Genomic DNA, 24,076 nt, shown 5'->3' with positions numbered 1-24,076 from the left:
TACCGCCGAGCCCCGCCCCTCGCGGCGGCGACGGCATAGCGAATGGCCCGCACCCCCACCAGGGTGCGGGCCATTCGCGTCGCCGCCGGCCGATGGTGGCCGGTGGCGGCCAGTGGTGGGGCGAAGGGCCCACATCCGCAGCCAACGGCTCGGACACCATGGGGATGCGTCAGGACGGCCCCACGAGCCGCCGGCCACGAGGAGACATCGCAATGACGACGGACCAGTCCATCCAGCAGGGCACGCACGATCCCGACCCCAACGGCGCCGGCTCCGTGGACCTCCTCCTCGCTGATCGCGAGCAGCTCGGCGAGACGCTCGACCGGTTCGCCGCGGCCTTCACCGCGCTGTCCGGCCTGCTGGTCGCGGCCCCCGACGCCGAGCTCGTCACGCGCATGCGCGACGCCGAGCTCCTCGCCGACTGGCCCCTGCCCGACGAGGAGGACACCCACGAGGGCCTGGAGCTCCTGCGCGCGTCCGCGCAGGCCGACGAGTCAGTCGAGGTCATCCGCCGCGACTACAACCGGTTGTTCTTCGGACCCGAGCCGATGATCGCGCCCCCGTACGAGTCGGTGCACCGGTCGCAGGATCGCCTGGTCTTCGAGCGGGAGACGATGCAGGTGCGGGCCGCGTACGCCGAGTTCGGCCTGGCCGCCCCCCGGTTGAACCGCGAGCCGGACGACCACATCGCGCTCGAGCTGAGCTTCCTGTCGACGCTGTGCGTCCGGGCCTTGGACCTCCTCGACGCGCACGACGACGCCTCCGCCACGCGCCACCTGGTCGCCGTGCGCTCCTTCCTCGCCGAGCACCTGCTCGTCTGGGGCCCGACCTGCTTCGAGCAGGCTGTGGACGGCGCGACGACGTCGTTCTACCAGGGCGTCGCCCGACTGGGTCGCGGGACCCTCGCCGCCGCACGGACGGCGTTCCTGCTCGCCCCATGACGTCGGGCCCGCTGCACGCCCTCCAGGTCTGGCTCCGCCACGAGCCCGAGGAGCCCGACCTCGAGCTCGTGTGCGCCGAGCACCCCGACCCGTCCCGTGGGGACCGGGCCCGCACAGTGGTGCGCCTGACCGTGTGCGCGAGCCAGCTCCCCTGGCATGAGCTCGCCGAGCTGCTGCTCGTCGGGGCCCGCACGGTGACCGTGCGCCTCGACGGGTGCGCCGACCCGGACGCGTCCGCGCAGAACGTCGAGGCTGTCGCCCGCGTGCTGCACGCGGCGGGGGTCGACCGTCTGCGGGTCGAGGGCGGCGAGCCGGCCGCGGACGCCCCGGGCCAGGCCGACAAGAAGGGTCGGGGCCTGCGGGGCCGGCGCGTCCACCGCCCCCGGCCTGTGCTCGATGGCGCCCACCTGCCCGTGCCGCGTCGTCGGCTGCTCGGGCTGGGCGTCGACGTGTCCCGCGCGCTGCCGGACATGCACGCCGCGCCGCAGGTGCGTCTGACCGCTGCTGTGCGTGCCCTGGCCGCCCCGGGCGTTGCCGTCGCCGCGTCGGCGGACCCGGCCGCGACAGCGACGGCCGCCACCACGCCGATAAGCACCGCGCCGACGAGCACCGCGCCGACAAGCACCGCCTCGGCGGGCGCCGCGCCAGGCCCCGCCGCGCCAGGCCCCGCCGCACCAGGAGTCGCCGCGCCAGCCGAGGCCCCGACGCCGGCGCAGGCCCCCCGTGACGGCCTCGACGACGTCAACAGCCCCGCCGTGGTGCTGTCCGCGCCAGGCTGCACCGCCTGCGGCGTGTGCGTCCAGGCCTGCCCCACGCAGGCGCTCACCCTGCAGCACAACGGGGGCGGGGCCGTCGCGATCAGCACGCTGCTGCAGAGCCCGTCCGCATGCGACGGCTGCCAACGCTGTGTCGAGCTGTGCCCGGCGGATGTGCTGAGCGTCGCGGGGCAGTGGCGCTGGTCTGACCTGCTCACGGACTCCACGCGCGGTGTCGCGACGGTCAGCACCGCGACGTGCACGCGGTGCGGCACGCAGTTCCCGACCACGAGCGGGGAGCGGTGGTGCCAGGTGTGCAGTTACCGCCGCAAGAACCCGTTCGGCTCGGCGCTGCCCCCCGGAGTGGCCGTCCCCACGAGGTGACGGCCACCGGCTGGCCCGGCGGTCAGCCTGCCGGGTCGACTCGGCGCCGGCCCGTCTCGCCCAGCACGGAGCGCTGGTAGTCGCGGCCCGACTCCGCGGACAGGAACGCGAGGAGCAGCCGCCCGAGCGCCCGCCACAGCTCCCTGCGGGAGTCCTGCACGAGGCGCCTGCCGACCTCGGGCAGCACGTCGACGAGGTGCTCGTCGAGGAACACGCGCTGCCCGGCGCGCAGGGCCTTGCCGGTCTCGAGGTCGCCCTCGGCCCACGCCCGCGACTCGTCCCGGCAGAGCTCGGCGACGTCATGCAGGCGCCGTACTGCGGGCAGGTCCGGGCCGACGAGCTGGGGGTGCTCGGCCATGAGCATCGCGAGGTCGTCCTCGGCGGTCCTGCGCGCCGCGCCGCGCACGAACACGTCGAGGCTCAGCAGCGGCGAGCCGACGGTCGTGGCGTCCGCGCCGAGCCAGGCCACGCCGGTCCGCCACGTCTCGACGAGCTCTCCTGAGCGCAGGCGCTCGACCAGCTCGGGCGTCGGCTCGTCGAGCACGTCGGCGAGGGCGTCCCATGCGGCGGCGCGCTGCAGGGCGACGAGCGCGACCTGCGCGGTGAATCCGGGGTTCGTCACGAATGCTCCTGGGTCGGCGGGGCTGCGCCGGTCGGTTCCTGGTGGTCCACCTCGAGGCTAGGCCTCGTCCGGGGGCGCCCCGCGTGACCTTCGGCCGGGGCCGGCTTCCAGGCTCACGTCGCCGACTGGGGCGTTCCGACCTACCGTGTCGGCGGGGCCGATCGGCCCCAGAGGCGTCGACTGAGGAGACTCACATGGCAACCCGCACAGCGCGCACGGCCTGGCACGGCACGCTCAACGAGGGCGCTGGCACCGTCAGCCTGGCCAGCTCGGGCGTCGGCTCGTTCGACGTCTCGTTCCCCCGTCGTGCCGCCGACGACGCGGGCGGGGTCACGAGCCCGGAGGAGCTCATCGCCGCGGCGCACTCGTCCTGCTTCGCGATGCAGCTCTCGGCGGTGGTGGCGGAGGCCGGCGGCACGCCGAAGTCCTTCGACGTGACGGCGGACGCCACGCTGCGCCCCGACCCGGAGGGCGGGTTCCGCATCGCGGAGATCAAGCTGACCGTCCGGGGGACTGTCGACGGCTTCGACAACGACCAGTTCGTCGCCGCGGCGGAGCTCGCCTCGACCACGTGCCCGGTGTCGAAGGCGCTCACCGGCACGCAGATCACCCTCGACGCGGCGCTCGCCTGACCCACGGGGGACTTCCGTCCCTGAGGGCAGCCTTGCCTCAGTCATAGCGTGACCTGCATGAACCTCGCACAGTCGCCGGTGGACGCTCGCGCGCGGGTCGTCGACCTCGATACCGAGCAGTCGATGCGCCTGCGGATGAACGAGTTGGGGCTGCGGGTCGGCGCCGTCGTGCGGGTCACCCAGCGGGCGGCCTTCGGTGGGCGGGTCGTGGCCATCGGCGCGCAGAGGTTCGCGGTGGACGGGCAGACGGCCGCCCGGATCCACGTCGAGCCCGTGCTCCCGTGAGCTGTCACGGAGCCGGCCCCGAGGACGCTCTTGGCCCGGTGTCCTCGGGTCGCGGCGGGGGCCGCACGGAGGTCCGCGACGCGCCGTCGGTGCTGCTCGTCGGCAATCCGAACGTCGGCAAGTCCACGTTGTTCAACTCGGTGACGGGCGCCCGTCAGCAGGTCACGAACGCCCCGGGCACCACTGTCGAGCTGCAGGTCGGCGTGTGGCGGAAGGCCCGCACGGACGGCGCCCCCGTGCGGCTGATCGACCTGCCCGGCACGTACAGCCTGCTGGCCCGCTCGCCCGACGAGCGCGTCGCCGCGGAGGCCGTCGCCGGGACGGGCCCGCTCGGCGCCGCGGATCTGGCGGTCGTCCTCGTGGAGGCCGCGGGACTGTCCCGCTCGCTGTACCTGCTGGCCCAGGTCGCGCAGGCGGGCTGCCCGCTGGTGGTCGCGCTGACCATGACCGACGTCGCGGCCTCGCGGGGCATCCCCGTCGACGCCGATCGGCTCGCGGAGGTGCTCGGCGTGCCGGTGGTGGCGGTGGACCCGCGCACCGGGGACGGCGTCAGCACGCTCACGCGCACGGTGGAGGCCGCGCTGACGGAGCCCTCCCGGGTCCGCGGCGTCGAGCCGGCGGCCGCCAGCGCCGACGCGGACGTCGCCGCCGGGCTCGCGCGGGCCGAGGCGCTGTTCGGCTGGGTGGATGAGGTCACCCGCCAGCTCGCGGCGCCCGAGCCGCAGGCCCGCACGGCCTCCGACCGCGTCGACGGGGTGCTGTTGCGCCCGTGGGTGGGCGTCCCGGTGTTCCTGGCCGTGGCCTGGCTGTTGTTCCAGCTCGCGACGTCGTTGGCGGCGCCGCTGATGGACGCCGTCGCGAACTTCGTGGCGGGCCCGATGTCGGACGCCGCGCGCTTCCTCATCCCCGGCCCGGCGTGGCTGCAGGGCTTCGTGGTGGATGGGCTGCTCGCCGGCGTGGGCACGGTGCTGTCCTTCGCGCCGCTGATGGCCGTCATGTTCCTCGCCATCGCCCTGCTGGAGGACTGCGGCTACTTGGCCCGGGCGGCGTTCGTGGCGGACCGCGCGATGCGGGCCCTCGGCCTGGACGGGCGCGCGGTGCTGCCGCTGGTCGTCGGCTTCGGGTGCAACCTGCCCGCGCTCGCCGCCACGCGCACCCTGCCGCATGCCCGGCAGCGCCTGCTCACCGGGCTGCTGGTGCCCTACGCGTCCTGCACCGCGCGGCTGACCGTGTACCTGCTGCTGGCGAGCATCTTCTTCCCGGACAACGCGGGCACCGCGATCTTCGTGATGTACGTGGCGTCGGTCGCGCTGATCGTGCTGGGCGGCCTCGCGCTGCGCCGCACGGCGTTCCGGGACCTGAAGCAGGAGCCGTTCGTGCTCGTGCTGCCCGCCTACCAGCGGCCCCGCGTGCGGGCGCTGCTGCTCTCGGCGTGGCTGCGCACCCGGGCGTTCGTGTCGAAGGCGGGGCGCGTCATCATGGTGACGCTCGCGGCGGTGTGGGTGCTGCTCGCGATCCCTGTCACGGGCGGCCACACGGTGGGCGACGTGCCCGTGCAGGACAGCCTGTACGGCAGCACCGCGCAGGCCATCGCGCCGGCGCTGGCGCCCGCCGGCTTCGGCGAGTGGCACTCCGCCGCCGCCCTGGTCACCGGGTTCGTGGCCAAGGAGGTCGTGGTCGGCTCGTTCGCGCAGACCTACGCGGTCGACGAGCCCTCCGACCCCACCCAGGCCGGCGACTTGGGCGCGCAGATGCGTGCCACCTTCGAGGAGACGTCGGGCGGCCATGCGGCTGCCGCGGCGGCGGCGTTCATGGTGTTCGTGCTCGCGTACACGCCGTGCGTCGCGACGCTCGCGGAGCAGAAGCGGTTGTTCGGCGCCCGGTGGACTGGGGGCGCGATGCTGGTGCAGCTCGCCGTGGCGTGGATGCTGGCGGTGGCGGTGTTCCAGGTGGGCAGGCTGCTGTGAGCGTGCTCGCGGACGTGCTGCGGGAGGCCCGCACCGGCGCCACCAGCGACGGCATCGCGCGGCGGCTCGGCATCGACCCGGGCCTCGCGGAGGCGATGGTGGACCACTGGGAGCGGCTCGGGGTGGTGCACCGGGCGCATGACGTGCTCGCCCAGCGGTGCGGTGGCGGCTGCCCGACGGGTGACGAGCAGGCCCGCGCCGCACTGCCCTCCGGCTGTGCGGGGTGCCCGATCGCGCAGCCCCGGTAGGGCAGGCTCAGCGGCGCAGGCTCAGCAGCCGCAGCGCGCCGGACAGGCGGGCGGGCTCGTGCAGGGCGCCGGCGCGCCGCAGCGTCCGCCCCACCAGCTCCTCCACCAGCTCGGGCAGCGCCCCGGGCCGCCCCGCGGCCCATGCGGCGGTCACGGCCTGGAACGGCAGCTCGAGCGCCGTGGTGGACGGGTGGGCCAGCGCCAGCACACGGGTGTCCACCACGGCGACCCAGTGCGCGCCCGCCGCGCCGCGGATCACCAGGTCGCCCACGGCGATCGCCGCGGCGGTGGTGGTGGGCCGCGGGTCCCAGCGCAGCGCCGGATCGGTGGCGTGCCAGGCCGCGGCGTACGTGTCGAACACCGCGCTGAGCTGGCCCAGGTCGTCGAGGTCCGCGCCGGGACCGTGCAGGTGGCGGCGGCACTCCTGCATCCAGTGCAGGTCGGCTGGGTCGAGTGGGCGAACCGCAGGGCGCGCGTCGGGGTTCGCACGCCCCGCGGCGGTGCGGGGTGACGGGATCAGCGGGGCGCGCCGGTCGCGCGCATGCCGTGCGGTCACCGTCATGTGGGGGTCATCGGCAGGTCGCGTCCCCGGGACGATCACCCTGGGGGGTGAACCTCGCGCGGGCGCTGGCCTGGGCGCGGCCGTCCGAGGGACGGCCCGGCGGGCCTGCGCGGGAGCCGACGGTGGGAGACTGCCGTCGTGTCGATCGTGACGGCCCCCACGCCCCCTGAGCACCAGCCCGCCACCGACCTCGTGCACGCGTTGCGCGCCGTGGTGCGGGGGGCGGTGGACGACTCCACCCGCCGCCGCGCCGAGTACTCCACCGACGCGTCCAACTACCGCGTGCCGCCGCAGGTCGTCGTGTTCCCGCGCGACGTGGACGACGTGCTCGCGACCCTCGAGGTGGCCCGCGAGGCCGGGGCGCCGATCACGTCGCGCGGTGGCGGCACGTCCGTCGCCGGCAACGCCGTGGGCCCGGGCATCGTCATCGACTTCTCCCGCCATGTGAACCGGGTGCTGGAGATCGACCCGGAGGCCCGCACCGCGCGCATCGAGCCGGGCGTGATCATGGCGGACCTGCAGAAGCAGGCCGCGCCGTTCGGGCTCCGCTTCGGGCCGGACCCGTCCACGCAGGCCCGCGCGACCCTCGGCGGGATGATCGGCAACAACGCGTGCGGCCCGCGCGCCGTGGCGTTCGGCCGCACCGCGGACAACGTGCTCGAGCTCGACGTGGTGGACGGCCTGGGCCGGCGCTTCCTCGCCGGTCGCGGGCTGGACCCGGTGCCCGGCCTCGACGAGCTGGTGCGCCGCGAGCTGGAGACGCTGCGCACCGAGCTCGGCCGCTTCGGCCGCCAGGTGTCCGGGTACTCGCTCGAGCACCTGCTGCCCGAGCGGGGCGCGGACCTGGCGAAGGCCCTGGTCGGCAGCGAGGGGACCCTCGTGACGATCCTTGGCGCCACGGTCAACCTGGTGCCCGTCCCCGCCGCGCCCGTGCTGGTCGTCCTCGGCTACCCGGACATGCCCACCGCCGCCGACGCCGTGCCCGCGCTGCTGGCACACCAGCCGCTGGCCATCGAGGGGATGGACGCCCGGCTGGTCGACGTCGTCCGCCGCGTCCGCGGGGCCAGCGCCGTGCCGCATCTGCCCACGGGCGGCGGCTGGCTCATGGTGGAGGTCGGCGGGCCGACGCTCGACGAGGCGATGGACAACGCGCGGGCGCTCGCGGCCGACGCCGCCACCGACGCCGTGCAGGTCTACCCGCCGGGACCCGAGGCCGCCGCGATGTGGCGGATCCGCGAGGACGGCGCCGGGCTCGGCGGCCGCACCCCCTCGGGCGAGCAGGCGTGGCCTGGATTCGAGGACTCCGCGGTGCCGCCCGCCCGGCTCGGCGCGTACCTGCGCGAGCTCGAGGCGCTGATGGCGTCGCATGGCGTCGACGGGCTGGCCTACGGGCACTTCGGCGACGGCTGCGTGCACCTGCGGCTCGACGTGCCGCTCGAGCGCTCCGGCGACCCGCTGCGCGCGTTCATGACGGACGCCGCGCATCTGGTGGCCGCGCACGGCGGGTCGCTGTCGGGGGAGCACGGCGACGGCCGCGCCCGCAGCGAGCTGCTGCCCGTCATGTACTCGCCGCGCGCGATCGAGGCGTTCGGCGCCATGAAGGCCCTGTTCGACCCGCGCGACCTGCTCAACCCGGGCGTGCTGGTGAGCCCCCGCCCGCTCGACGCGGACCTGCGCCGGCCCGCTGCCCACCCGCTGCCGGCCCTGCGCGGCCGCGACGGCGGCTTCTCGTTCGAGCACGACGCGGGGGACATGACCACGGCGGTGCACCGGTGCGTGGGCGTCGGCAAGTGCCGGGCGGACACCACCGCGTCGGGCGGCTTCATGTGCCCGTCGTACCTGGCCACCCGCGACGAGAAGGACTCGACGCGCGGCCGCGCCCGGGTGCTCCAGGAGATGGCCAACGGCACGCTCGTCACCCGCGGCTGGTCGGCGCCCGAGGTGGAGCAGTCCCTCGACCTGTGCCTGAGCTGCAAGGCGTGCTCGTCGGACTGCCCGGCGGGCGTGGACATGGCGCAGTACAAGTCGGAGGTGCTGTTCCGCAAGTACCACCGGCGGCTGCGCCCCGTGACGCACTACGTGCTCGGCTGGCTGCCGCGCTGGACCCGCCTGGTGACGAGCGTCCCGGGGCTCGCTCGGCTCGCGAACACCGCGTTGGGCTGGCGCCCGCTCGCCAAGGTCGTGCTGGGGGCCGGGGGCATGGACACCCGGCGGGACATGGTGACGTTCGCCCCGACCCCGTTCCGCACCTGGTGGCGCCGCGAGCAGCGGAAGACGGGCGACCGGCAGGCCACGGGCTCGCCGCGCCCCAAGGTGCTGCTGTGGACCGACTCGTTCAGCGACTCGCTGTCCCCGTCGGTGCCGCAGGCCGCCGTCCGGGTGCTGCGCGCCGCCGGCTACGACGTGCTGGTGCCCGAGGCGGACGCGTGCTGCGGGCTCACCTGGATCACCACGGGCCAGCTCCCGGCTGCCCGCAAGAAGCTCACCGAGCTACTGGGCGTGCTGGGGCCGTACGCCGTCAACGGCATCCCGATCGTCGGGCTGGAGCCGTCCTGCACGGCGGTGCTGCGCTCCGACCTGCTGGACCTGCTGCCCGACGACCCGCGCGCGGTGGCCGTCTCCCGCCAGACGCACACCCTCGCCGAGCTGCTCATGGCCCCGGCGCCCATCGGCCCCGCGCCCGAGCCCGAGTCCGGCTGGACCCTGCCGGACCTGTCCGACGTGACGGCCGTGGTGCAGCCGCACTGCCACCACCACTCGGTGATGACGTACACGGCCGACCGCACGCTGCTCACGCAGGCGGGCGCGAAGTTCCGCACGCTCGCGGGCTGCTGCGGGCTGGCCGGGAACTTCGGCATGGAGAAGGGCCATTACGACGTGTCCGTCGCGGTGGCCGAGCATGAGCTGCTGCCCGCGCTGCGCGAGGCCGGGCCGCAGGACGTGTTCCTCGCCGACGGGTTCTCCTGCCGCACGCAGGCCGATCAGCTCGCCGACGTGCAGGGCGTCCACCTGGCCGAGTTGCTGGCCGCGCACCTGCCTGCCCGAGCCACCTGATCGGGGACCGGCGTCGACGCGTCCGCCCGCGCCTCGCACGGCCCTCACCTCGGGCGACTCGCCGGGGCAGCCTGCGGGTGGGGCGCGGCATCGACGCCCCCGACTACCCTGAACGCACGTCCAGTGGACGTCCTGTGCAGGTTCGGCCATGCGGGCGACCGCCGCCCGACCGGATCGCCCTGACGTGCCAGACTGCCCGTGCCGCAGGGTTCTCGGCCGACGTCAGATGAGGACGACCGCACGCTGAGCCCGCCGCCGCGCCAAGGAAGCAGGAGCAGATGCCGATCTTCGAGCTCGACGAGGGACGCCCCCTCCTCGTCCAGCCGATGCAGCCCGCCGCCGGGACCTTCACCCCTGATGCCTCCGCGCTCGTCACCGAGCACCTGACCGCGCTGGTCGGGGAGGAGCTCTTCCCCGTCACCACCCGCACCGCGCCCGAGGGGACCCAGCTCCTCGCGCTCGACGCCGCCGGGCGGCCCGTCGTGGTCGAGACCGCGCCGGTGCTGGACGGCCCCGCGCTGGTGCGGGCCCTGAACCACGCGGGCACGGCCGCCACCCGCACCCGCGGCGAGGTGCTGCGCGCCTATGACGGCGGGCGCAGCGCCTTCGACGCGGACCTCGCGGCGTTCCGGGAGCGCGTCCCGATGCGGGGCGGTTCCGCGGACGGCACTGTCCGGTTGGTGCTGGTGTGCGCCGAGGTGGCGTCCGAGGTCGGCGACGCCGTGGCGTTCCTGCGCTCGATCGGGCGACACGTCGAGGTGCTGCAGACGGGTGTGGTGCAGGGCGCCGACGGCCGCCGCTTCGTGCAGGTGTCCGCGTGGTCGCATGACGACGCCACCGCGCGGCGGGCCGTCGAGCCCACAGCGCTGCCATCGGCCCGCACGGGCGATCCGGCCACGGACGCCGCGACCCGGCACGCCCACACCGCGGCCCAGGCCACTGTGCCGGCGCCGATGGCTTCCCCCTTGAGCCAGCCCGCCACGTCGCAGACGCCCCTGGCGCCCCTGCCTGTCGCGTCGGTGGAGGTGCCCGCTCCCGCGCCCTACGTCGCCGAGCCCCGCCGCCCGGAGTCCGGGCGCCGCACCGAGGTCGCCTATCCCACCCCGGCCCGGCCGACACCGGCCAGCGCCAGGATCGACGAGACCATCGTGCTGCCCGCCGGGCTGCTGGACGACTTCGACGACGACCTGGAGCGCACGCGCCCCTCGGCGGACCGGTGGGAGCCCGCGCACCCCGCCACGGGCGCCCACCCCGTCGCCGGCCTGCTCGACGTCGCCGCGCACCGGCCAGTGTCTCGGCGCCGGGACCCCGCCAGCGAGTGGCCGGACCTGGCCCCGACGGGCATGCAGCGGGTGGCTCCCGACTGGGCCGCCGCCCGTCCCAGCCCTGCCGCACCCGGTGACGGATCGCGCCCCGCCACGTCGGCGACGCCACTGGTCAGCCAGCGCTCGGCAGCCGACTCGACGAGCGGCTACACGCCGATCTCGGCGCCGGGCCGCGCTGAGGGCGCGTCCCCGGAGGCGAGCGCCTGGGGCGCCGTCACAGCCTCGGCTTCCCGGTCGTCCTCGCCGGTGCCTCCGCCGGCGGACCTGCTCCCGTGGAGCGGCGCCGCGGCGCAGCCCGCCCTGCGCTCGCATCCCGCGCTGGCCGCCCTGGCCGACGGCCGGGGATCCGACCTGACGCTGGTGTGGTTCCGCGCGCGGCGCGGCCAGCGGCTCGTCGCGACGCTCCGGCTCGACGGCCTGATCGAGCTGCCCGGCGGTCACCTGCACGCCGACCCCGACGAGGCCGCAGCGGCCGCCGCGGATGTCGAGGGCGTCGTCGACGGGTGGCGCGCATGGCGGCTCGGCGACGGCGGCCCGACGCTGCTCGAGGCCACCGGCATCTGAGCGCGGCGCGCGCGGGCTCGCTCGGTCAGCCCCAGCCGTAGGCGGAGAGCCAGCGGCTGGTCTCGGCGTAGAACCGGGCGCGGACCGGCGGCCTGGACAGCGTGAGGTCGTGCAGGCCCCCGGGGATCCGCGCGATGGTCACCACCGAGCCGAGCTGCACGGCCCGCCGGGCGAGCAGCTCGACGTCGAGCACGGAGTCTGAGGCGCGCATGGCCTCGCTCCAGCGCGGGCTGATCGAGGATCGGCTGGAGGCCGCCATGAGGATTGGGGCCTGGATGTCCAGGCCCCGGGCCACCTGCGCGTGCCCGTCCATGATGGCGCGCAGCCAGCCCGCCCGGACGGGGAAGGCCGGGACGGGCCGCCAGCGCTCGTCGTACTCCCACTCCCCGCCGTCGGCGGCGCGCAGGGTGCGGGCGTAGTAGCCGGGGTCGATGTTGGGCAGCGCCGCACGGGCGTTGAACCTTGCCAACTGGTGGATCGCGGGGGTGCTCACGTGGCGCAGCACAGCGGAGCCCTGCAGCTCGAGCCAGGGGCTGTTGAGCACGATCGAGTCGACCTCGCCGGGGTGCCGGTCCGCCCACAGCACGGACACGAGCCCGCCGGTGGAGTGGCCCATCATCAGCAACCGTGAGCGGGATCCGAGGTCGCGGCGGATCTGCTCGATCGCGGCCTCGATCTCCTCGTCGTACGTCCGCAGGTCGTCGACGTAACCGGGGGTCTGGTGCGGGCGCAGGCTGCGGCCGTACTTGCGCAGGTCGAGGGCGTAGAAGGCGGCGCCGTGCCGGTGCCAGAACTCCGCGAGCTCGGTTTGGAAGAAGTAGTCGGACCAGCCGTGCACGTACAGCACGCTGCGGGAGGGGCGCAGCGCCTCGGGGCTCGGCGGCGTGTGGCGCACCAGGGTGGCGACCACCTCGCCCTCGTCGTCGGGCTCGAGCGGCAGGGTGCGGGCGCGGTAGTCGGGTCCGAGCACGTCGGGACCCCATCGACCGGCCATGTGTTCCCCTCCCCAGGCCCGAAGGCGCCTCAGACCTCCAGGACGACCTTGCCGAACTGCGCGCCCTCATGCAGGCGCTGGAGTCCAGCGTGCGCCTGCGCGAGCGGATAGGTCGCGTCGACCAGTGGGCGCAGGCCCGTGCGGCCGAGCAGCGCGAGCAGGTGCACCAGGTCGTCGCGGGATCCCATGGTCACGCCGACCACGTTGAGCTCGAGGAAGAAGATGCGTTGGAGCAGTGCGGCGTCGGGGTCGCCGGTGGTGGCTCCCGCGACCACGACGGTGCCGCCGGGGCGCAGCGCGCTGACGGAGTGCGCCCAGGTCGCGGCGCCGACGGTCTCCAGGACGAGGTCGACCTTGTCGGGCAGTCGTTCGCCGGACGCCACGGCCCCCGCGGCGCCGAGCTCGAGGGCGCGCGCCCGACGGCCCTCGTCGCGGCTCGCGACCCACACCTCGAGGCCGGAGGCCGCGCCGAGCAGCACCGCCGCGGTGGCGACCCCGCCCCCGGCGCCCTGGACGAGCACCCGCTGGCCGGGGGTGGCCCGGCCGCTGCTGAACAGCATGCGGTAGGCGGTCAGCCAGGCGGTCGGCACGCAGGCGGCCTCGACGAAGGACAGCCCGGCGGGCTTGTCGACGAGGTTCCACGTGGGGACGGACACCTGCTCGGCGAGCGTCCCGGGGTAGCGCTCGGACAGCAGGCTGCGGGGCTCGTCGGGGCCCACGCCGTGGCCGCTGGCGCCGCCGATGACGGAGTGCACCACGACCTCCCGGCCGTCGGGCGTGACCCCTGCGGCGTCGGTGCCGAGGATCATGGGCAGCTTGTCGGAGCGCAGCCCGACGCCGCGCAGCGACCACAGGTCGTGGTGGTTAAGGCTCGCGGCGCGGACGTCCACGGTGGTCCAGTGCTCGCGCTCCACCGGCGCCGGGCGGTCGCCGACCTCCAGCGCGCTCAGGGGGTCGTCGGGGCTGGTCCGGGCGGCGTACGCGGCGAGCATCTGTGCACCGTACCCCGCAGTAGCCTCGGGGCGCGGCTGGTCAGAACAGCGGCAGCACCCTGCCGAGGTCGGGAACCGCGTCCGAGGTGTACGGCGCCTGCAGCGCGGCTGACAGCGTGTCCACGTCGTAGTGGATGCGCCCGGCGGCGAGCCGCACCCACGTCAGCGGGTCCACGACCTCCAGGCTCCAGCCCCCGCGGGCCACCAGCACGTCGAGCAGCGCCTGCGACACCAGCTCGAGCGCCCCCGGCTCGATCGGGCCCGGCCCTGGCGCCCCGCGCTCGAGCAGCTCGGCGCCACTGGGGCTGGTGCGCACCCGGTCCACCGACCGCTGCAAGTCGTCCGCGTGCACCACGAGCTCGATCACCCGGGAGGTCACCATGTCGCCCAGGCGGATCGGGCCGCGGCGCGCGACGACCACCCGGTCCACCCGGCCCAGGTCGTCGAGGTGCGCGAACGCCTCGGCGGCGAGCGAGTCGACGCCGCCCCACAGGTCGCCGGACATCGACTCGGCCAGGTCGCGGGTTCCCTGCGCGATGGACTCGGCGCTGGCGCCGTACCCGGCCACGTACTCGCCGAGCGCCAACGGCACAGTCCCAGCCGGCGCCGGCTCCAGCGCGGTGAGCGCGTTGAGCGCGCGGCCGACATGGGCGACGAGGTGCGCCACGGTCCAGCCCGCGAGGATGCTGGGCTCCGCGCCGGTGGGGGCGTCGACCTGCGCGCCCATCCACGGTCGCAGGGCCGCCCACTGGGCGCCGAGCGCCTCGGCGGCAGCGGCGAGCTCGGGGGAGGGCGGCGCCGGGATGCTCGTCATTCGGACATCTTTGCGCACGGGCCCCGCCCGGGCACAGGGGTTCGGCGCCTCGCCTCCGGGGCTCGACGCCGCCCGCGCCGCCTCGCGCGTGCTCGGGGAGCGGGGCGGCTCAGAGCTCGGCTAGGAACTCCGTCACGATGGCGCCGAGCTGCTCGGCCTCGATGAGGAACCCGTCGTGGCCGAAGTCGGAGTGGATGGTGCGCACCGGCCCGGCGCCCGGGATCCCGGCGGCGATCCGCTCGGACTGGGCGGGGAGGAAGAGCCGGTCGGAGTCCACCGCCACGACCAGCGTCTTCGCGGTGATCGTCGCGAGCGCGGCGTCGACGCCACCCCTGTCGCGGCCCAGGTCGTGCGTGATCATCGTGCGGGTGAGCACCACGTAGGTGTTGGCGTCGAACCGCCGGGCGAGCTTGTCGCCGTGGTGGTCGAGGTAGGACTGCACGGCGAACCGGCCGCCCTCGAACGGGTTCTCCCCGCCCTGCGGGATGCGGCCGAACCGCTCGTCGAGCTCGAGCGCCGACCGGTACGTCTGGTGGGCGATCTGCCGCGCGATGCCGAGCCCGACGTGCGGGCCCTCGCCGTCGGGCGCGTCGTAGTAGTCCCCGCCCGCGAACCGCGGATCGGCCTGGACTGCTGCGAGCTGGGTGTGGAAGCTCGCGATCTGGTCGCCCGAGGTCTGCGCGGCGGTGGCGATCGCCGCGAGGCCGCGCACGCGCTCGGGCGCCGTGGCGCCCCATTCGAGCACGCGCTGCCCGCCCATCGAGGCGCCGATGACCAGTGCCCAGGACTCGATGCCGAGCGCGTCGGCGAGGCCGATCTCGGCGGCGACCTGGTCGCGCACCGTCACGTGCGGGAACCGGCTGCCCCACGGGCGCCCGTCGGGCGCGATGGATGAGGGGCCGGTGGAGCCCTGGCAGCCGCCCAACACGTTGGGCGCCACCACGAAGTAGCGGTCGGTGTCGATGGGAGCGCCGGGGCCCACCAGCGAGGCCCACCAGCCGGGGGTGGGGTGGCCGGGACGGGGCTCGCCGGTGACGTGCGAGTCGCCGGTCAGCGCGTGCAGCACCAGCACGGCGTTGTCCCCGGCGGCGTTGAGGGTTCCCCACGTCTCATAGGCGAGCCGCACGCCGGGCAGGCGCCCGCCGCCCTCGAGGTCCAGCGGCCCCACGTCGACGAACTGGCGCCGTCCGGGGTCGTCGCCCTCGCGCCAGGCGCTGCTCGCCCGGGTGGGCGACGCGGTGGGCGCCACGGGCGCGCCATGGCGGTCCGCGGGAGCCGGCACGGAGCCAGGCGCCGCGAGCCGGTGCGGGCGCCCAGACGCGGCGACCCGGGCGGTGTGTTCCGTGGACATGGCGTCCCAATGTACGGGGGTGGCGGGAGAGCCGCCGCCCTCCGGCTCCCGGGTCAGGGCGACCCAGGAGCCGGCGGGCGACGGGACTGTCGTGGGGAGGTCGGGCACGTCGGACTCAGGCGCCCTTCGCGGCCCGGAAGCCCGCGTCGAGGTCCGCGAGGATGTCGTCGATCCCCTCGAGGCCCACCGACAGCCGGACCAGTCCCGGGGTGACGCCGGAGAGCGCCTGCTCCTCGGGGGTGAGCTGGCTGTGCGTCGTCGAGGCCGGGTGGATCACGAGCGAGCGCACGTCGCCGATGTTCGCGACGTTCGAGTGCAGCTCGAGCGCCGACACGAACGCCTGGCCGGCTGCCGCGCCGCCGTCGATCTCGAAGGCGAGCACCGCGCCGGCGCCGCGCGGCAGGTACTTCTGCGCGCGGGCGTGCCACGGGCTGGAGGGCAGGCCCGCGTAGTGCACGGCCCGGACCTCGTCGCGCGCCTCGAGCCACTCGGCGACCTTCTGGGCGTTCTGCACGTGGCGCTCGATGCGCAGCGACAGCGTCTCGATGCCCTGCGCGATGAGGAACGCGTTGAACGGGGAGATCGCGGCGCCGAGGTCGCGCAGCAGCTGCACGCGCGCCTTGAGGATGAACGACAGGTTCGCGCCGAAGGCGCTGCCGACCCCCAGGTCACGGGCGTACACGAGGCCGTGGTAGCTCGCGTCGGGGGTGTTGTAGTTGGGGAAGCGCTCGGGGTGCTGGGCGTAGTCGAACGTGCCGCCGTCGACGATCACGCCGCCGATCGCCGTGCCGTGGCCGCCCAGGTACTTGGTGGCGGAGTGCACCACGACGTCCGCGCCGTGCTCGATGGGCCGCACCAGGTACGGCGTGGCGACGGTGTTGTCGACGACGAGCGGGACGCCTGCCGTGTGCGCGACCTCGGCGACGGCCTCGATGTCGAGGACGTCGGCGCGCGGGTTGGGGATGGTCTCGGCGAAGAACAGCTTGGTGTTCGGGCGGACCGCGTCGCGCCACGCCTGCGGGTCGTGCGGGTCCGAGACGAACGTCGTCTCGATGCCGAGCTTGGGCAGCGTGTAGTGCAGCAGGTTGTACGTGCCGCCGTACAGGCTGGGGCTGGCGACGACGTGGTCGCCGGCCTCGGCGATGTTGAGGATCGCGAGCGTCTCGGCGGCCTGGCCCGAGGCGACGAGCAGTGCGCCGACGCCGCCCTCCAGCGAGGCGAGGCGGTCCTCGACGACCTGCTGGGTGGGGTTGCCGATGCGGGTGTAGATGGGGCCCAGGTCCTTGAGCGCGAACCGGTCGGCGGCGACGCCGGCGTCGGGGAACACGAAGGACGTGGTCTGGTAGATCGGCAGCGCGCGGGCGCCGGTGGTGGGGTCGGCGCTCTGGCCGGCGTGGATCTGGCGGGTCTCGAAGGACCAGTTCTTGACGGGCTCGGTCACGTGGGGCTCCTCAGGGGCGATGGGTGCGCGGTTCGCGCGCCACCCGCGGGTCGGGGATGGGCGGTGGGGCGCACGCCCTCTCAGTGCCGGGGAGCGGCCCTGTCAGCGGCCACTGGCTCCTGGTCGCCGGTGGGCGATGGGAGCGAGGGACGGGCTGCGGGCACAGCCGAGCGTGCGCTGGTCAGCGACACATTCGGCAGAACATGGATCCGAGACTAGGAGGCCTGTCCTGGATGTGAAACCCGCGTCTCATTCTGCGAGATCTTGTGTCCATGTCGGGATTGCCATCACGACATGTCCGAGATGCCGGAAAACTACATCGGTGTGACTCGTGGGACTGGAGTGACGCGTGTTCACTTCGCCTTGATCCGCAGGTAGCGTGCGGGAACCGGGCGCCTCCAGCGCTCAAGTGCAGGGCGCGGGCGGACGAAGGAAGAGACGTGAGCACACAGCGGACGACCCCCAGGCGGCATCGGCCCCTCGTCGCGCTGCTGGGCGTCGGCCTGCTGGTCATGGGCCCCTCCGTTCCCGCGATGGCCGAGCCCACGGCCCCCAGCGACAAGGACGTGCGCGACGCCCGGGCCGCCGTCGCCGGCGCCGCCCGCTCGGTCGCCGCGATCGAGGTGCGGCTCGCCCAGCAGAGCGTCGAGCGGGAGGCCGCCGAGGTCGCCGTGCAGGCCGCCGGCGAGGCCTACACCCGCGCCGAGGTCGACCGCGAGACAGCCGCCGCCTCCGCCCAGATAGCCGCCGAGCGCTACGAGCAGGCCAACGAGGAGGCCGAGCACGCGCGCCGCACCCTCGTGGCCGTCGCCCGCCAGGCCGCCCGCTCCGGCGGGTCGATGGACGGCGTGCAGGCCTTCCTCTCCGCCGAGGGGTTCGAGGAGCTCGTCGAGCGCAGCAACGCGATCGCCCGCGTCGGCGCCCGCTCCGACGAGGCAGTGCAGTCCTACCTGGCCACGCAGCTCGTCGCCACAGCGCTCAAGGCCCGCTCCGACGACGCCTACGCCGAGCAAGAGGACAAGACCCGCGCGGCGAAGGACGCCCTCGCCACCGCTGAGCAGACCCACGCCGACGCTGAGGCGGCCCTCGCCGCCGCCGACGCCGAGCGCGAGGCGCTCATCGCGGAGCTGGCCGTCGCCCGCGACACCAGCGCCGCCGTCGAGACGGCCCGTCAGAACCAGCTCGACCTCGAGCGCCGCCAGCGCGCCGAGGCCGCGGCCGAGGCGGAGCGGCGCCCGTCGGCCCCCACCGGCGGCTCCGGCGCCACGACGCCCGGGGGAGGCTCCTCCGGCGGGAGCGCGCCCGGCTCGCCCGGCACGTCCGTGCCCGTCACGCCCCCCACCGCCGTGGACCCGATCGTCCCGCCGGTCACCACCCCGACGGCCCCGCCCGTCACCACGCCGACCCCGCCGCCCGCCACCAGCACGCCAGGGGGCCAGTACGGCCTGGGCACGGGAACCACCCGCGGCAGCGCCGCACAGGGCGCGGCCGCTGTGGCCTGGGCCGTCGCCCGAGTCGGGACGCCCTACCTGTGGGGCGGTGTGGGCCCCGACGGCTACGACTGCTCCGGCCTGACCATGAAGGCGTGGCGGGACGCGGGCGTGAACCTCAACCGCACGTCGCGCGACCAGTACAAGCAGGTCCGCAAGATCGCCTACGACGAGATGCGCCCCGGCGACCTCGTGTTCTGGGGCTCCAACGTCAACGACCCGGACTCGATCACCCACGTCGCGATGTGGATGGGCAACAACCAGATCGTGGAGGCGCCCCGTGCCGGGGTGCCCGTGCGGGTCACGTCGATGCGCTGGTCCGGCACGATGACGTACGCCGGCCGGCCCTGACGGCTCAGACCAGCCGACTCAGCCCTGACCGGACGCCCCATCGGGCTCCTGGACGACGCAGTCCAGCGAGCTCCTCGACGGGGCGTCCCGGGCAGAGGGTCCCAGCCAGGGGCTCCCTGGCCGGACGGGGCCTGTCCCTAGGGACAGGTCAGTGGTGGTACCCCGCGTCGATGGCGCGCTGACGCGAGCGCTCGATCTCGGCCTCCGCCTCGGCGCGGCCCGTCCAGTGGGCGCCCTCGACGGACTTGCCGGGCTCCAGGTCCTTGTAGACCTCGAAGAAGTGCTGGATCTCGAGCCGGTGGAAGTCGGACACGTCATCGATGTCCTGCCGCCACGCGGCGCGCTGGTCGCCCGTGGGGACGCACAGCACCTTGTCGTCGCCGCCGGCCTCGTCACGCATGCGGAACATGCCCAGGGCACGGCAGCGGATCAGGCAGCCGGGGAACGTGGGCTCCTCCAGCAGCACCAGCGCGTCCAACGGGTCGCCGTCCTCGCCGAGGGTGCCCTCGATGAAGCCGTAGTCGTCCGGGTACCGCGTCGAGGTGAAGAGCATCCGGTCCAGGCGGATGCGCCCCGTCGCGTGATCCACCTCGTACTTGTTGCGCTGACCCTTGGGGATCTCGATCGTGACGTCGAACTCCACAGCTCTCCTCCGCCGGTGCGGGCCGCCATGCCTGATGGGCGCTGCCGGTGCACGCACGATGTTCTTCGCGACGCGCCGTCGTGCGACTCGCCGCCCCAGTGTGACCTAGTGTGACGCACCGGAAGGCGTGGGCGGGAACGCCCAGGCGCATGTCGGCGCCCAGCGCCCCCGGCGCGGGCCTCGAAGCCCACCGCGGGCGCAGCGAAGGGGAGGGTCGGATGGCCGCAGCAGCCCGTGCGGTGGGAACCGCCGCGCTCGTGCTGGTGCTCGCGGGCGGCGGATACGCGACCGCCGACGCGTACGACCTCGTCCCCGGGGTGCTGACCCTCGCCCCGGAGCCCGCCCCCGCCGCCGCGTTCCCCGTGGCGCCCGGCGCCGTGGACGGCGTCACGCCCGCAGGGGTGCTGGGCGCGCTCGACGCCGGCTCCCCGCTCCCGTCGGCGGCCGTGGTGCAGGCCCGGGTCGACGCGCTGGCGGCCGACGCGCGGCTCGGCGCGAGCGTCGGCGTGGTCGTCGCCGACCAGCTCACCGGCGAGGTCATCGCGCAGAGCAAGGGCGCCGAGGCGCGCACCCCCGCGTCCACCGCCAAGCTCCTCACCGCCGTCGCGGCCCTGAGCGAGATCGGCCCGAGCGCGACGCTGCAGACCCGCGTGGTGCGCGGCGACGCCGGGCAGATCGTGCTGGTGGGCGGCGGTGACGTGATGCTCGCGGCGGGCGCCGGCTCGCCGGACGCCGTGAACGGGCGCGCCGGCCTGGCGGACCTCGCGGACCAGGCCGCCGCGCAGCTCCTCGCGGCGGGGGAGGCCAACGTCACACTGGCGGTGGACGACACCCTGTTCAGTGGTGCGACGGTGAGCCCGACGTGGACCGCGTCGGACGTGAACCTCGGATTCGTCGCGCCCGTCACCGCGCTCGAGGTCAACATCGCCAAGCTCACCGACGCGGAGTACCCGCCCCGGCAGACCGACCCCTCGATGTCCGCCGCCAAGGCCTTCGCCGCGCTCCTCGCCGAGCGGGGGGTGACGGTCACGGGGAACCCGGTCCGCGCCGCCGCGGCGCCGGAGGCGGCCCAGCTCGCCGTGGTCGAGTCCGCCCCGATGGGGGACATCGTCGACTACTTCCTGCACACGTCCGACAACACGGTGACCGAGGCCGTCGGGCGGCTCGTGGCCGTCGAGGCAGGCCTGCCGGCGAGCTTCGAGGGCGCCACCGTCTCGGTGCTGCGAGCGGTGGCGGCGCTCGGCGTCGACACGACGGGCGCGAGACTGGCCGACGCCTCCGGCCTCGGCGACGGCTCCGCGGTCTCCCCGACGCTGCTGGTCGAGATGATGCGGGTCGCCTCCGACCCGGCCCGCCCCGAGTTGCGGCGCGTGATGACGGGCATGCCGGTGGCCGGGCTGTCCGGCACGTTGTCCGACAGGTACACCGCCTCCTCGGCGCGCGGGATGGTGCGGGCCAAGACCGGCAGCCTCACCGGTGTCACGTCCCTGGCCGGGACGGTGGTGGACGCCGACGGACGGCTGCTGGTGTTCGCGGTGATGGCCGATCAGACGCCGCCCGGCGGACAGTGGGGGCCGCGCGCGGCGATCGACGCGTTCGTGTCCGATCTCGCGGCGTGCGGGTGCCAGTAGGCGTTCCCAGCCGCCGGTCCACGCCCTTCCCGGTCTACCGTGGGGAGATGGAGTCGACCACGGTGCGAGTGCCGTCCACGAAGCCGACCGCACCGGTCGACTGGCCCGTCGCGGCCCGTGTCGCCGGACGGCTCTCACCGCCCGGCCCGGCCGCCTCGCGCGCCGATCTCGTGGACCTGGTGGCCGGCCTGCGCGCCGCCGCGGGAGCGGCCACCGCGCATGCCGCGCGGATCACCGGGCTGACCCCCGCGGACGGCACAGACCCGCAGGTCGAGCCCGTCTCCAAGGTGCAGGTCGTGGACCGCGCGGGCTGGGCCGCCGCGAACGTGCGGCTCATCGAGTCGCTCTCCGGCCCGCTCGTCCGCGAGCTCGCCGACGGCAAGTCGCCCTCGCGCCCGGCGCGGCTGGCCGGGGCGGTGGAGGTCGGCGGCGTGCTCGGGCTGTTGTCCGGCAAGGTGCTGGGGCAGTTCGACCCCTTCACCGCCGACGCCACGGCGCCCCGCGGGCGGCTGCTGCTGGTCGCCCCGAATGTGCTCCAGGTGGAGCGCGCGATGGGCGTCGTCCCCGAGGACTTCCGGCTGTGGGTGGCCCTCCACGAGCAGACCCACGCGCTGCAGTTCGCCGCCGCGCCGTGGCTCGCCGGGCACCTGCGCGAGCGGGCCTCCGAGCTGCTCGCCGACGTGGGCCGCTCGGGCATGGGCCGCTCCGGCGCGGGCCGTTCGGGCACGGGGCGGCGGCAGCGCGCGGGACAGCAGGACTCAGGGCGTGCGGACGCGGGTCACCCTGCCCGGCCGGTGCTCGGCGACCTGGCCCAGCTCGCCGTCGAGATCCTCTCGGGGCGCGACAACGGCAACGGCGTGCTCGACCTGCTCACCCCCGAGCAGCAGAGCGTCCTCGACGAGGTCGGCGCCGTGATGTCCCTGCTCGAGGGCCATGCGGACGTGTTCATGGACGCCGTGGGCCGCTCGGTGGTCCCCTCCGTGCGGCAGATCCGGTCGCGGTTCGAGGCCCGGCGCGACGCCGCAGCGAACGTCGTCGGCCCGCAGCGGGTGCTGCGCCGGCTGCTCGGCCTCGACGCGAAGCTCGCCCAGTACCGCGACGGCGCCGCGTTCGTGCGCGAGGTGCGCCGCTCGGTGGGCGTCGACGGCCTCAACCTGGTGTGGACCTCGCCCGATCGCCTGCCGACCTCACGTGAGATCGCCGACCCGCGCGCCTGGGTGCGGCGCGTGCACGGCTGATGGCCGGCCCCGCGCCCGCCGTCGCGGCGATCCGGTCGGCGGTCACCGCGGCGACCGCCGGCCTGCCGGACGGCTCCCTGGTGCTCGTCGCCTGCTCGGGCGGCCCCGACTCGCTGGCGCTCGCGGCGTGCACGGCCTTCGTCGCCCAGCGCAGTGTGCGGATGGCGGGCCGCCCCCACGCCGGGCCGTTGCTGCGCGTGGGGGCCGTGGTGGTGGACCACGGGCTGCAGGCGGACAGCGCCGAGGTGGCCGCCACCGCGGGGATCAAATGCCGGCGGCTGGGGCTGGACCCGGTGGCGGTGGTGCGCGTCGAGGTCGGCAGGACGGGCGGTCCCGAGGCGGCCGCGCGCGAGGTCCGGTACGCGGCGCTGGAGCGGGCGGCCGAGCAGTCCGGCGCCGCGATGGTGCTGCTGGGGCACACCCTGGACGATCAGGCCGAGACCGTGCTCATGGGCCTGGCCCGTGGCTCGGGCGCCCGGTCGCTGGCCGGCATGCGCTCCCACCGCGGGCTCATCGTGCGCCCGATGCTCGGGCTGCGCCGCTCGGACACCCTCGCCGCCTGCGAGGCATTGGGGCTCGACCCTTGGCACGATCCGACCAACAGCGGCCTGACCCCCGCGGGCGCCGGGCACCCGCCGCGCCGCTCGCGCGTGCGGGCCGAGGTGGTGCCGGTGATCGAGGACGTGCTGGGCCCGGGGGCGGTGCTGTCGCTGGCGCGCACCGCGGACCTGCTGCGGGCGGACGCCGACGCCCTGGACTCCCTCGCCAACTCGCTGCTCATCGCCGCCACCGTGGGCAAGGGCGCCGAGGGCCGGGACAGCAGGGGCGTGCGCCGGGAGCCGCCTCCGCCCCCTCGCCCAGGCCAGCCCCAGGACTCGGCCGACGTGGCGGCGATAGTGCTCGACGTGGAGATATTGGGCCGCGCGCTGCCCGCGATCCGCCGGCGCGCGCTGCGCACCGCGGCCCTGGCATCGGGCGCCCAAGCGGGGTCGTTGACCCACGCCCACATCGACGCCATCGACGCGCTCGTCACCCGCTGGCACGGCCAGGGGATCGTGGCGCTGTCCGGGCGTGTCCAGGTGCGGCGCGCGTATGGCAGGCTGGAGTTTCATCCGGGGCAAGAAGGTCCGGAGCGAGCGGAGAACGGTGAACGGTGAACCCTGCGGACATGGGTGACGACCTCGAGCGGGTCCTGCTGACAGAAGAGCAGATCAACACGCGGCTCGACGAGCTGGCCCAGCAGATCGACGCCGACTACGCCGGCAAGGACGTGCTGGTGGTGGGCGTGCTCAAGGGCGCCGTGATGGTGATGGCGGATCTGGTGCGCCGCCTGCACAACTCGGTCGAGATGGATTGGATGGCCGTCTCCTCGTACGGCTCGGGCACCAAGTCGTCGGGGGTCGTGCGCATCCTCAAGGACCTGGACACGGACCTCATCGGCCGTCACGTGCTCATCGTCGAGGACATCATCGACTCGGGCCTGACCCTGTCGTGGCTGCTGGCGAACCTGCGCAGCCGTGGGCCGGAGAGCGTCGAGATCGCCACGATGCTGCGCAAGCCCGACGCCGCGAAGGTCGAGGTCGACGTGCGCTACGTCGGATTCGACATCCCGAACGAGTTCGTTGTCGGCTACGGCCTGGACTACGCGGAGAAATATCGCAACCTCCCGTTCGTCGGGACGCTCGCGCCGCACGTCTACAGCGCCTGACCGCTTCCTGCCCTGGGCGAACAGAGGCCGTCATCCCCAGTTCCACCGTGTAGTTTTCAAGCCGACCCAGACCCAGCCTTGCGA

21 protein-coding genes are annotated in these 24,076 nt (G+C 75.0%); 13 read left to right on the top strand and 8 right to left on the bottom strand.

All coding sequences use genetic code 11. The features are described 5' to 3' along the window. The first annotated feature begins 212 nt into the window (after positions 1 to 212). The gene (locus QUV83_RS01945; protein WP_289562107.1) at positions 213 to 941 is read left to right on the top strand and encodes a TorD/DmsD family molecular chaperone; all 729 of its coding nucleotides are present in this window, start codon (positions 213 to 215) and stop codon (positions 939 to 941) included. Then, the gene (locus QUV83_RS01940; RefSeq protein ID WP_289562105.1) at positions 938 to 2,080 is read left to right on the top strand and encodes an ATP-binding protein; all 1,143 of its coding nucleotides are present in this window, start codon (positions 938 to 940) and stop codon (positions 2,078 to 2,080) included. Before QUV83_RS01945 ends, QUV83_RS01940 begins: the two co-directional genes overlap by 4 nt. Positions 2,081 to 2,102: 22 nt before the next feature. On the opposite strand, the gene QUV83_RS01935 is transcribed toward QUV83_RS01940, so the two are convergent. Beyond that, entirely contained in the window at positions 2,103 to 2,702 is a 600-nt protein-coding gene (locus QUV83_RS01935) for a hypothetical protein (protein WP_289562101.1), read from the bottom strand. Between the two features lie 194 nt (positions 2,703 to 2,896). On the opposite strand from QUV83_RS01935, the gene QUV83_RS01930 reads away from it, so the two are divergent. Genes QUV83_RS01930 through QUV83_RS01915 form a run of 4 tightly spaced genes read left to right on the top strand, consistent with a single transcriptional unit; the run spans position 2,897 to position 5,834 of the window. Further along, entirely contained in the window at positions 2,897 to 3,334 is a 438-nt protein-coding gene (locus tag QUV83_RS01930) for an OsmC family peroxiredoxin (RefSeq protein WP_289562099.1), read from the top strand. 57 nt (positions 3,335 to 3,391) lie between these two features. Then, complete coding sequence (locus tag QUV83_RS01925) at positions 3,392 to 3,619, top strand: FeoA family protein (protein ID WP_289562097.1); 228 nt, start codon at positions 3,392 to 3,394, stop codon at positions 3,617 to 3,619. A gap of 38 nt (positions 3,620 to 3,657) precedes the next feature. After that, the gene (feoB, locus tag QUV83_RS01920) at positions 3,658 to 5,586 is read left to right on the top strand and encodes a ferrous iron transporter B (protein WP_289562094.1); all 1,929 of its coding nucleotides are present in this window, start codon (positions 3,658 to 3,660) and stop codon (positions 5,584 to 5,586) included. Then, positions 5,583 to 5,834, top strand: a complete 252-nt coding sequence (locus QUV83_RS01915) for a FeoC-like transcriptional regulator (protein ID WP_289562092.1) — start codon at positions 5,583 to 5,585, stop codon at positions 5,832 to 5,834. The genes feoB and QUV83_RS01915 overlap by 4 nt, the downstream gene beginning before the upstream one ends. Before the next feature lie 7 nt (positions 5,835 to 5,841). Here the strand turns inward: QUV83_RS01915 and QUV83_RS01910 are convergent, their stop codons facing one another. After that, positions 5,842 to 6,396: a hypothetical protein gene (locus QUV83_RS01910; RefSeq protein WP_289562091.1), complete on the bottom strand. Its 555-nt coding sequence runs from the start codon at positions 6,394 to 6,396 to the stop codon at positions 5,842 to 5,844. 138 nt (positions 6,397 to 6,534) lie between these two features. On the opposite strand from QUV83_RS01910, the gene QUV83_RS01905 reads away from it, so the two are divergent. Continuing rightward, complete coding sequence (locus tag QUV83_RS01905) at positions 6,535 to 9,450, top strand: FAD-binding and (Fe-S)-binding domain-containing protein (RefSeq protein ID WP_289562089.1); 2,916 nt, start codon at positions 6,535 to 6,537, stop codon at positions 9,448 to 9,450. Between the two features lie 278 nt (positions 9,451 to 9,728). Then, on the top strand, positions 9,729 to 11,339 hold the full coding sequence (locus QUV83_RS01900) for a hypothetical protein (RefSeq protein WP_289562087.1): 1,611 nt from the start codon (positions 9,729 to 9,731) through the stop codon (positions 11,337 to 11,339). Positions 11,340 to 11,364: 25 nt separating this feature from the next. Here QUV83_RS01900 and QUV83_RS01895 read toward each other — a convergent pair whose 3' ends face one another. From QUV83_RS01895 to QUV83_RS01875, 5 genes are all read right to left on the bottom strand, one after another. Next, complete coding sequence (locus QUV83_RS01895; protein WP_289562085.1) at positions 11,365 to 12,333, bottom strand: alpha/beta hydrolase; 969 nt, start codon at positions 12,331 to 12,333, stop codon at positions 11,365 to 11,367. Positions 12,334 to 12,362: 29 nt separating this feature from the next. After that, positions 12,363 to 13,325, bottom strand: coding sequence for a zinc-binding dehydrogenase (locus tag QUV83_RS01890; protein ID WP_289562083.1), 963 nt, complete (start codon positions 13,323 to 13,325; stop codon positions 12,363 to 12,365). Between the two features lie 40 nt (positions 13,326 to 13,365). Further along, positions 13,366 to 14,139, bottom strand: a complete 774-nt coding sequence (locus QUV83_RS01885) for a maleylpyruvate isomerase N-terminal domain-containing protein (RefSeq protein WP_289562081.1) — start codon at positions 14,137 to 14,139, stop codon at positions 13,366 to 13,368. 109 nt (positions 14,140 to 14,248) lie between these two features. Then, positions 14,249 to 15,490: a homoserine O-acetyltransferase MetX gene (gene metX, locus QUV83_RS01880; RefSeq protein ID WP_289562079.1), complete on the bottom strand. Its 1,242-nt coding sequence runs from the start codon at positions 15,488 to 15,490 to the stop codon at positions 14,249 to 14,251. Positions 15,491 to 15,605: 115 nt separating this feature from the next. Continuing rightward, positions 15,606 to 16,931 (bottom strand): bifunctional o-acetylhomoserine/o-acetylserine sulfhydrylase, encoded by a 1,326-nt coding sequence (locus QUV83_RS01875; RefSeq protein ID WP_289562078.1) that lies wholly within the window; start codon positions 16,929 to 16,931, stop codon positions 15,606 to 15,608. Between the two features lie 440 nt (positions 16,932 to 17,371). On the opposite strand from QUV83_RS01875, the gene QUV83_RS01870 reads away from it, so the two are divergent. Next, entirely contained in the window at positions 17,372 to 18,772 is a 1,401-nt protein-coding gene (locus tag QUV83_RS01870; RefSeq protein WP_289562076.1) for an NlpC/P60 family protein, read from the top strand. A gap of 148 nt (positions 18,773 to 18,920) precedes the next feature. Here the strand turns inward: QUV83_RS01870 and QUV83_RS01865 are convergent, their stop codons facing one another. Continuing rightward, positions 18,921 to 19,415 (bottom strand): inorganic diphosphatase, encoded by a 495-nt coding sequence (locus QUV83_RS01865; protein WP_066585646.1) that lies wholly within the window; start codon positions 19,413 to 19,415, stop codon positions 18,921 to 18,923. Between the two features lie 218 nt (positions 19,416 to 19,633). Between QUV83_RS01865 and dacB the strand changes: the two genes are divergently transcribed. Genes dacB through hpt form a run of 4 tightly spaced genes read left to right on the top strand, consistent with a single transcriptional unit; the run spans position 19,634 to position 23,992 of the window. Further along, positions 19,634 to 21,046: a D-alanyl-D-alanine carboxypeptidase/D-alanyl-D-alanine endopeptidase gene (gene dacB / locus QUV83_RS01860; RefSeq protein WP_289562073.1), complete on the top strand. Its 1,413-nt coding sequence runs from the start codon at positions 19,634 to 19,636 to the stop codon at positions 21,044 to 21,046. A gap of 47 nt (positions 21,047 to 21,093) precedes the next feature. Next, entirely contained in the window at positions 21,094 to 22,284 is a 1,191-nt protein-coding gene (locus QUV83_RS01855; RefSeq protein WP_289562071.1) for a zinc-dependent metalloprotease, read from the top strand. Next, positions 22,284 to 23,441, top strand: coding sequence for a tRNA lysidine(34) synthetase TilS (gene tilS / locus QUV83_RS01850; protein ID WP_289562070.1), 1,158 nt, complete (start codon positions 22,284 to 22,286; stop codon positions 23,439 to 23,441). Before QUV83_RS01855 ends, tilS begins: the two co-directional genes overlap by 1 nt. Positions 23,442 to 23,452: 11 nt before the next feature. After that, on the top strand, positions 23,453 to 23,992 hold the full coding sequence (gene hpt / locus QUV83_RS01845) for a hypoxanthine phosphoribosyltransferase (protein ID WP_436231861.1): 540 nt from the start codon (positions 23,453 to 23,455) through the stop codon (positions 23,990 to 23,992). Positions 23,993 to 24,076: the final 84 nt, after the last annotated feature.

The sequence above is a fragment of the Cellulomonas cellasea genome, assembly GCF_030372105.1.
Classification (GTDB): domain Bacteria; phylum Actinomycetota; class Actinomycetes; order Actinomycetales; family Cellulomonadaceae; genus Cellulomonas_A; species Cellulomonas_A cellasea_A.
Note: the sequence above shows the minus strand (reverse complement) of the source record. Positions and strands in the feature narration are given on the sequence as shown.

Excerpts from the sequence above, each read along its gene's own strand:
- QUV83_RS01895 (WP_289562085.1), bottom strand. The coding sequence starts at position 12,333 with ATGGCCGGTCGATGGGGTCCCGACGTGCTCGGACCCGACTACCGCGCC.
- QUV83_RS01925 (WP_289562097.1), top strand. The coding sequence starts at position 3,392 with ATGAACCTCGCACAGTCGCCGGTGGACGCTCGCGCGCGGGTCGTCGAC.
- QUV83_RS01885 (WP_289562081.1), bottom strand. The coding sequence starts at position 14,139 with ATGACGAGCATCCCGGCGCCGCCCTCCCCCGAGCTCGCCGCTGCCGCC.
- QUV83_RS01900 (WP_289562087.1), top strand. The coding sequence starts at position 9,729 with ATGCCGATCTTCGAGCTCGACGAGGGACGCCCCCTCCTCGTCCAGCCG.
- QUV83_RS01940 (WP_289562105.1), top strand. The coding sequence starts at position 938 with ATGACGTCGGGCCCGCTGCACGCCCTCCAGGTCTGGCTCCGCCACGAG.
- QUV83_RS01855 (WP_289562071.1), top strand. The coding sequence starts at position 21,094 with ATGGAGTCGACCACGGTGCGAGTGCCGTCCACGAAGCCGACCGCACCG.
- metX (WP_289562079.1), bottom strand. The coding sequence starts at position 15,490 with ATGTCCACGGAACACACCGCCCGGGTCGCCGCGTCTGGGCGCCCGCAC.
- QUV83_RS01910 (WP_289562091.1), bottom strand. The coding sequence starts at position 6,396 with ATGACGGTGACCGCACGGCATGCGCGCGACCGGCGCGCCCCGCTGATC.
- QUV83_RS01945 (WP_289562107.1), top strand. The coding sequence starts at position 213 with ATGACGACGGACCAGTCCATCCAGCAGGGCACGCACGATCCCGACCCC.
- QUV83_RS01930 (WP_289562099.1), top strand. The coding sequence starts at position 2,897 with ATGGCAACCCGCACAGCGCGCACGGCCTGGCACGGCACGCTCAACGAG.
- QUV83_RS01890 (WP_289562083.1), bottom strand. The coding sequence starts at position 13,325 with ATGCTCGCCGCGTACGCCGCCCGGACCAGCCCCGACGACCCCCTGAGC.
- hpt (WP_436231861.1), top strand. The coding sequence starts at position 23,453 with ATGGGTGACGACCTCGAGCGGGTCCTGCTGACAGAAGAGCAGATCAAC.
- tilS (WP_289562070.1), top strand. The coding sequence starts at position 22,284 with ATGGCCGGCCCCGCGCCCGCCGTCGCGGCGATCCGGTCGGCGGTCACC.
- dacB (WP_289562073.1), top strand. The coding sequence starts at position 19,634 with ATGGCCGCAGCAGCCCGTGCGGTGGGAACCGCCGCGCTCGTGCTGGTG.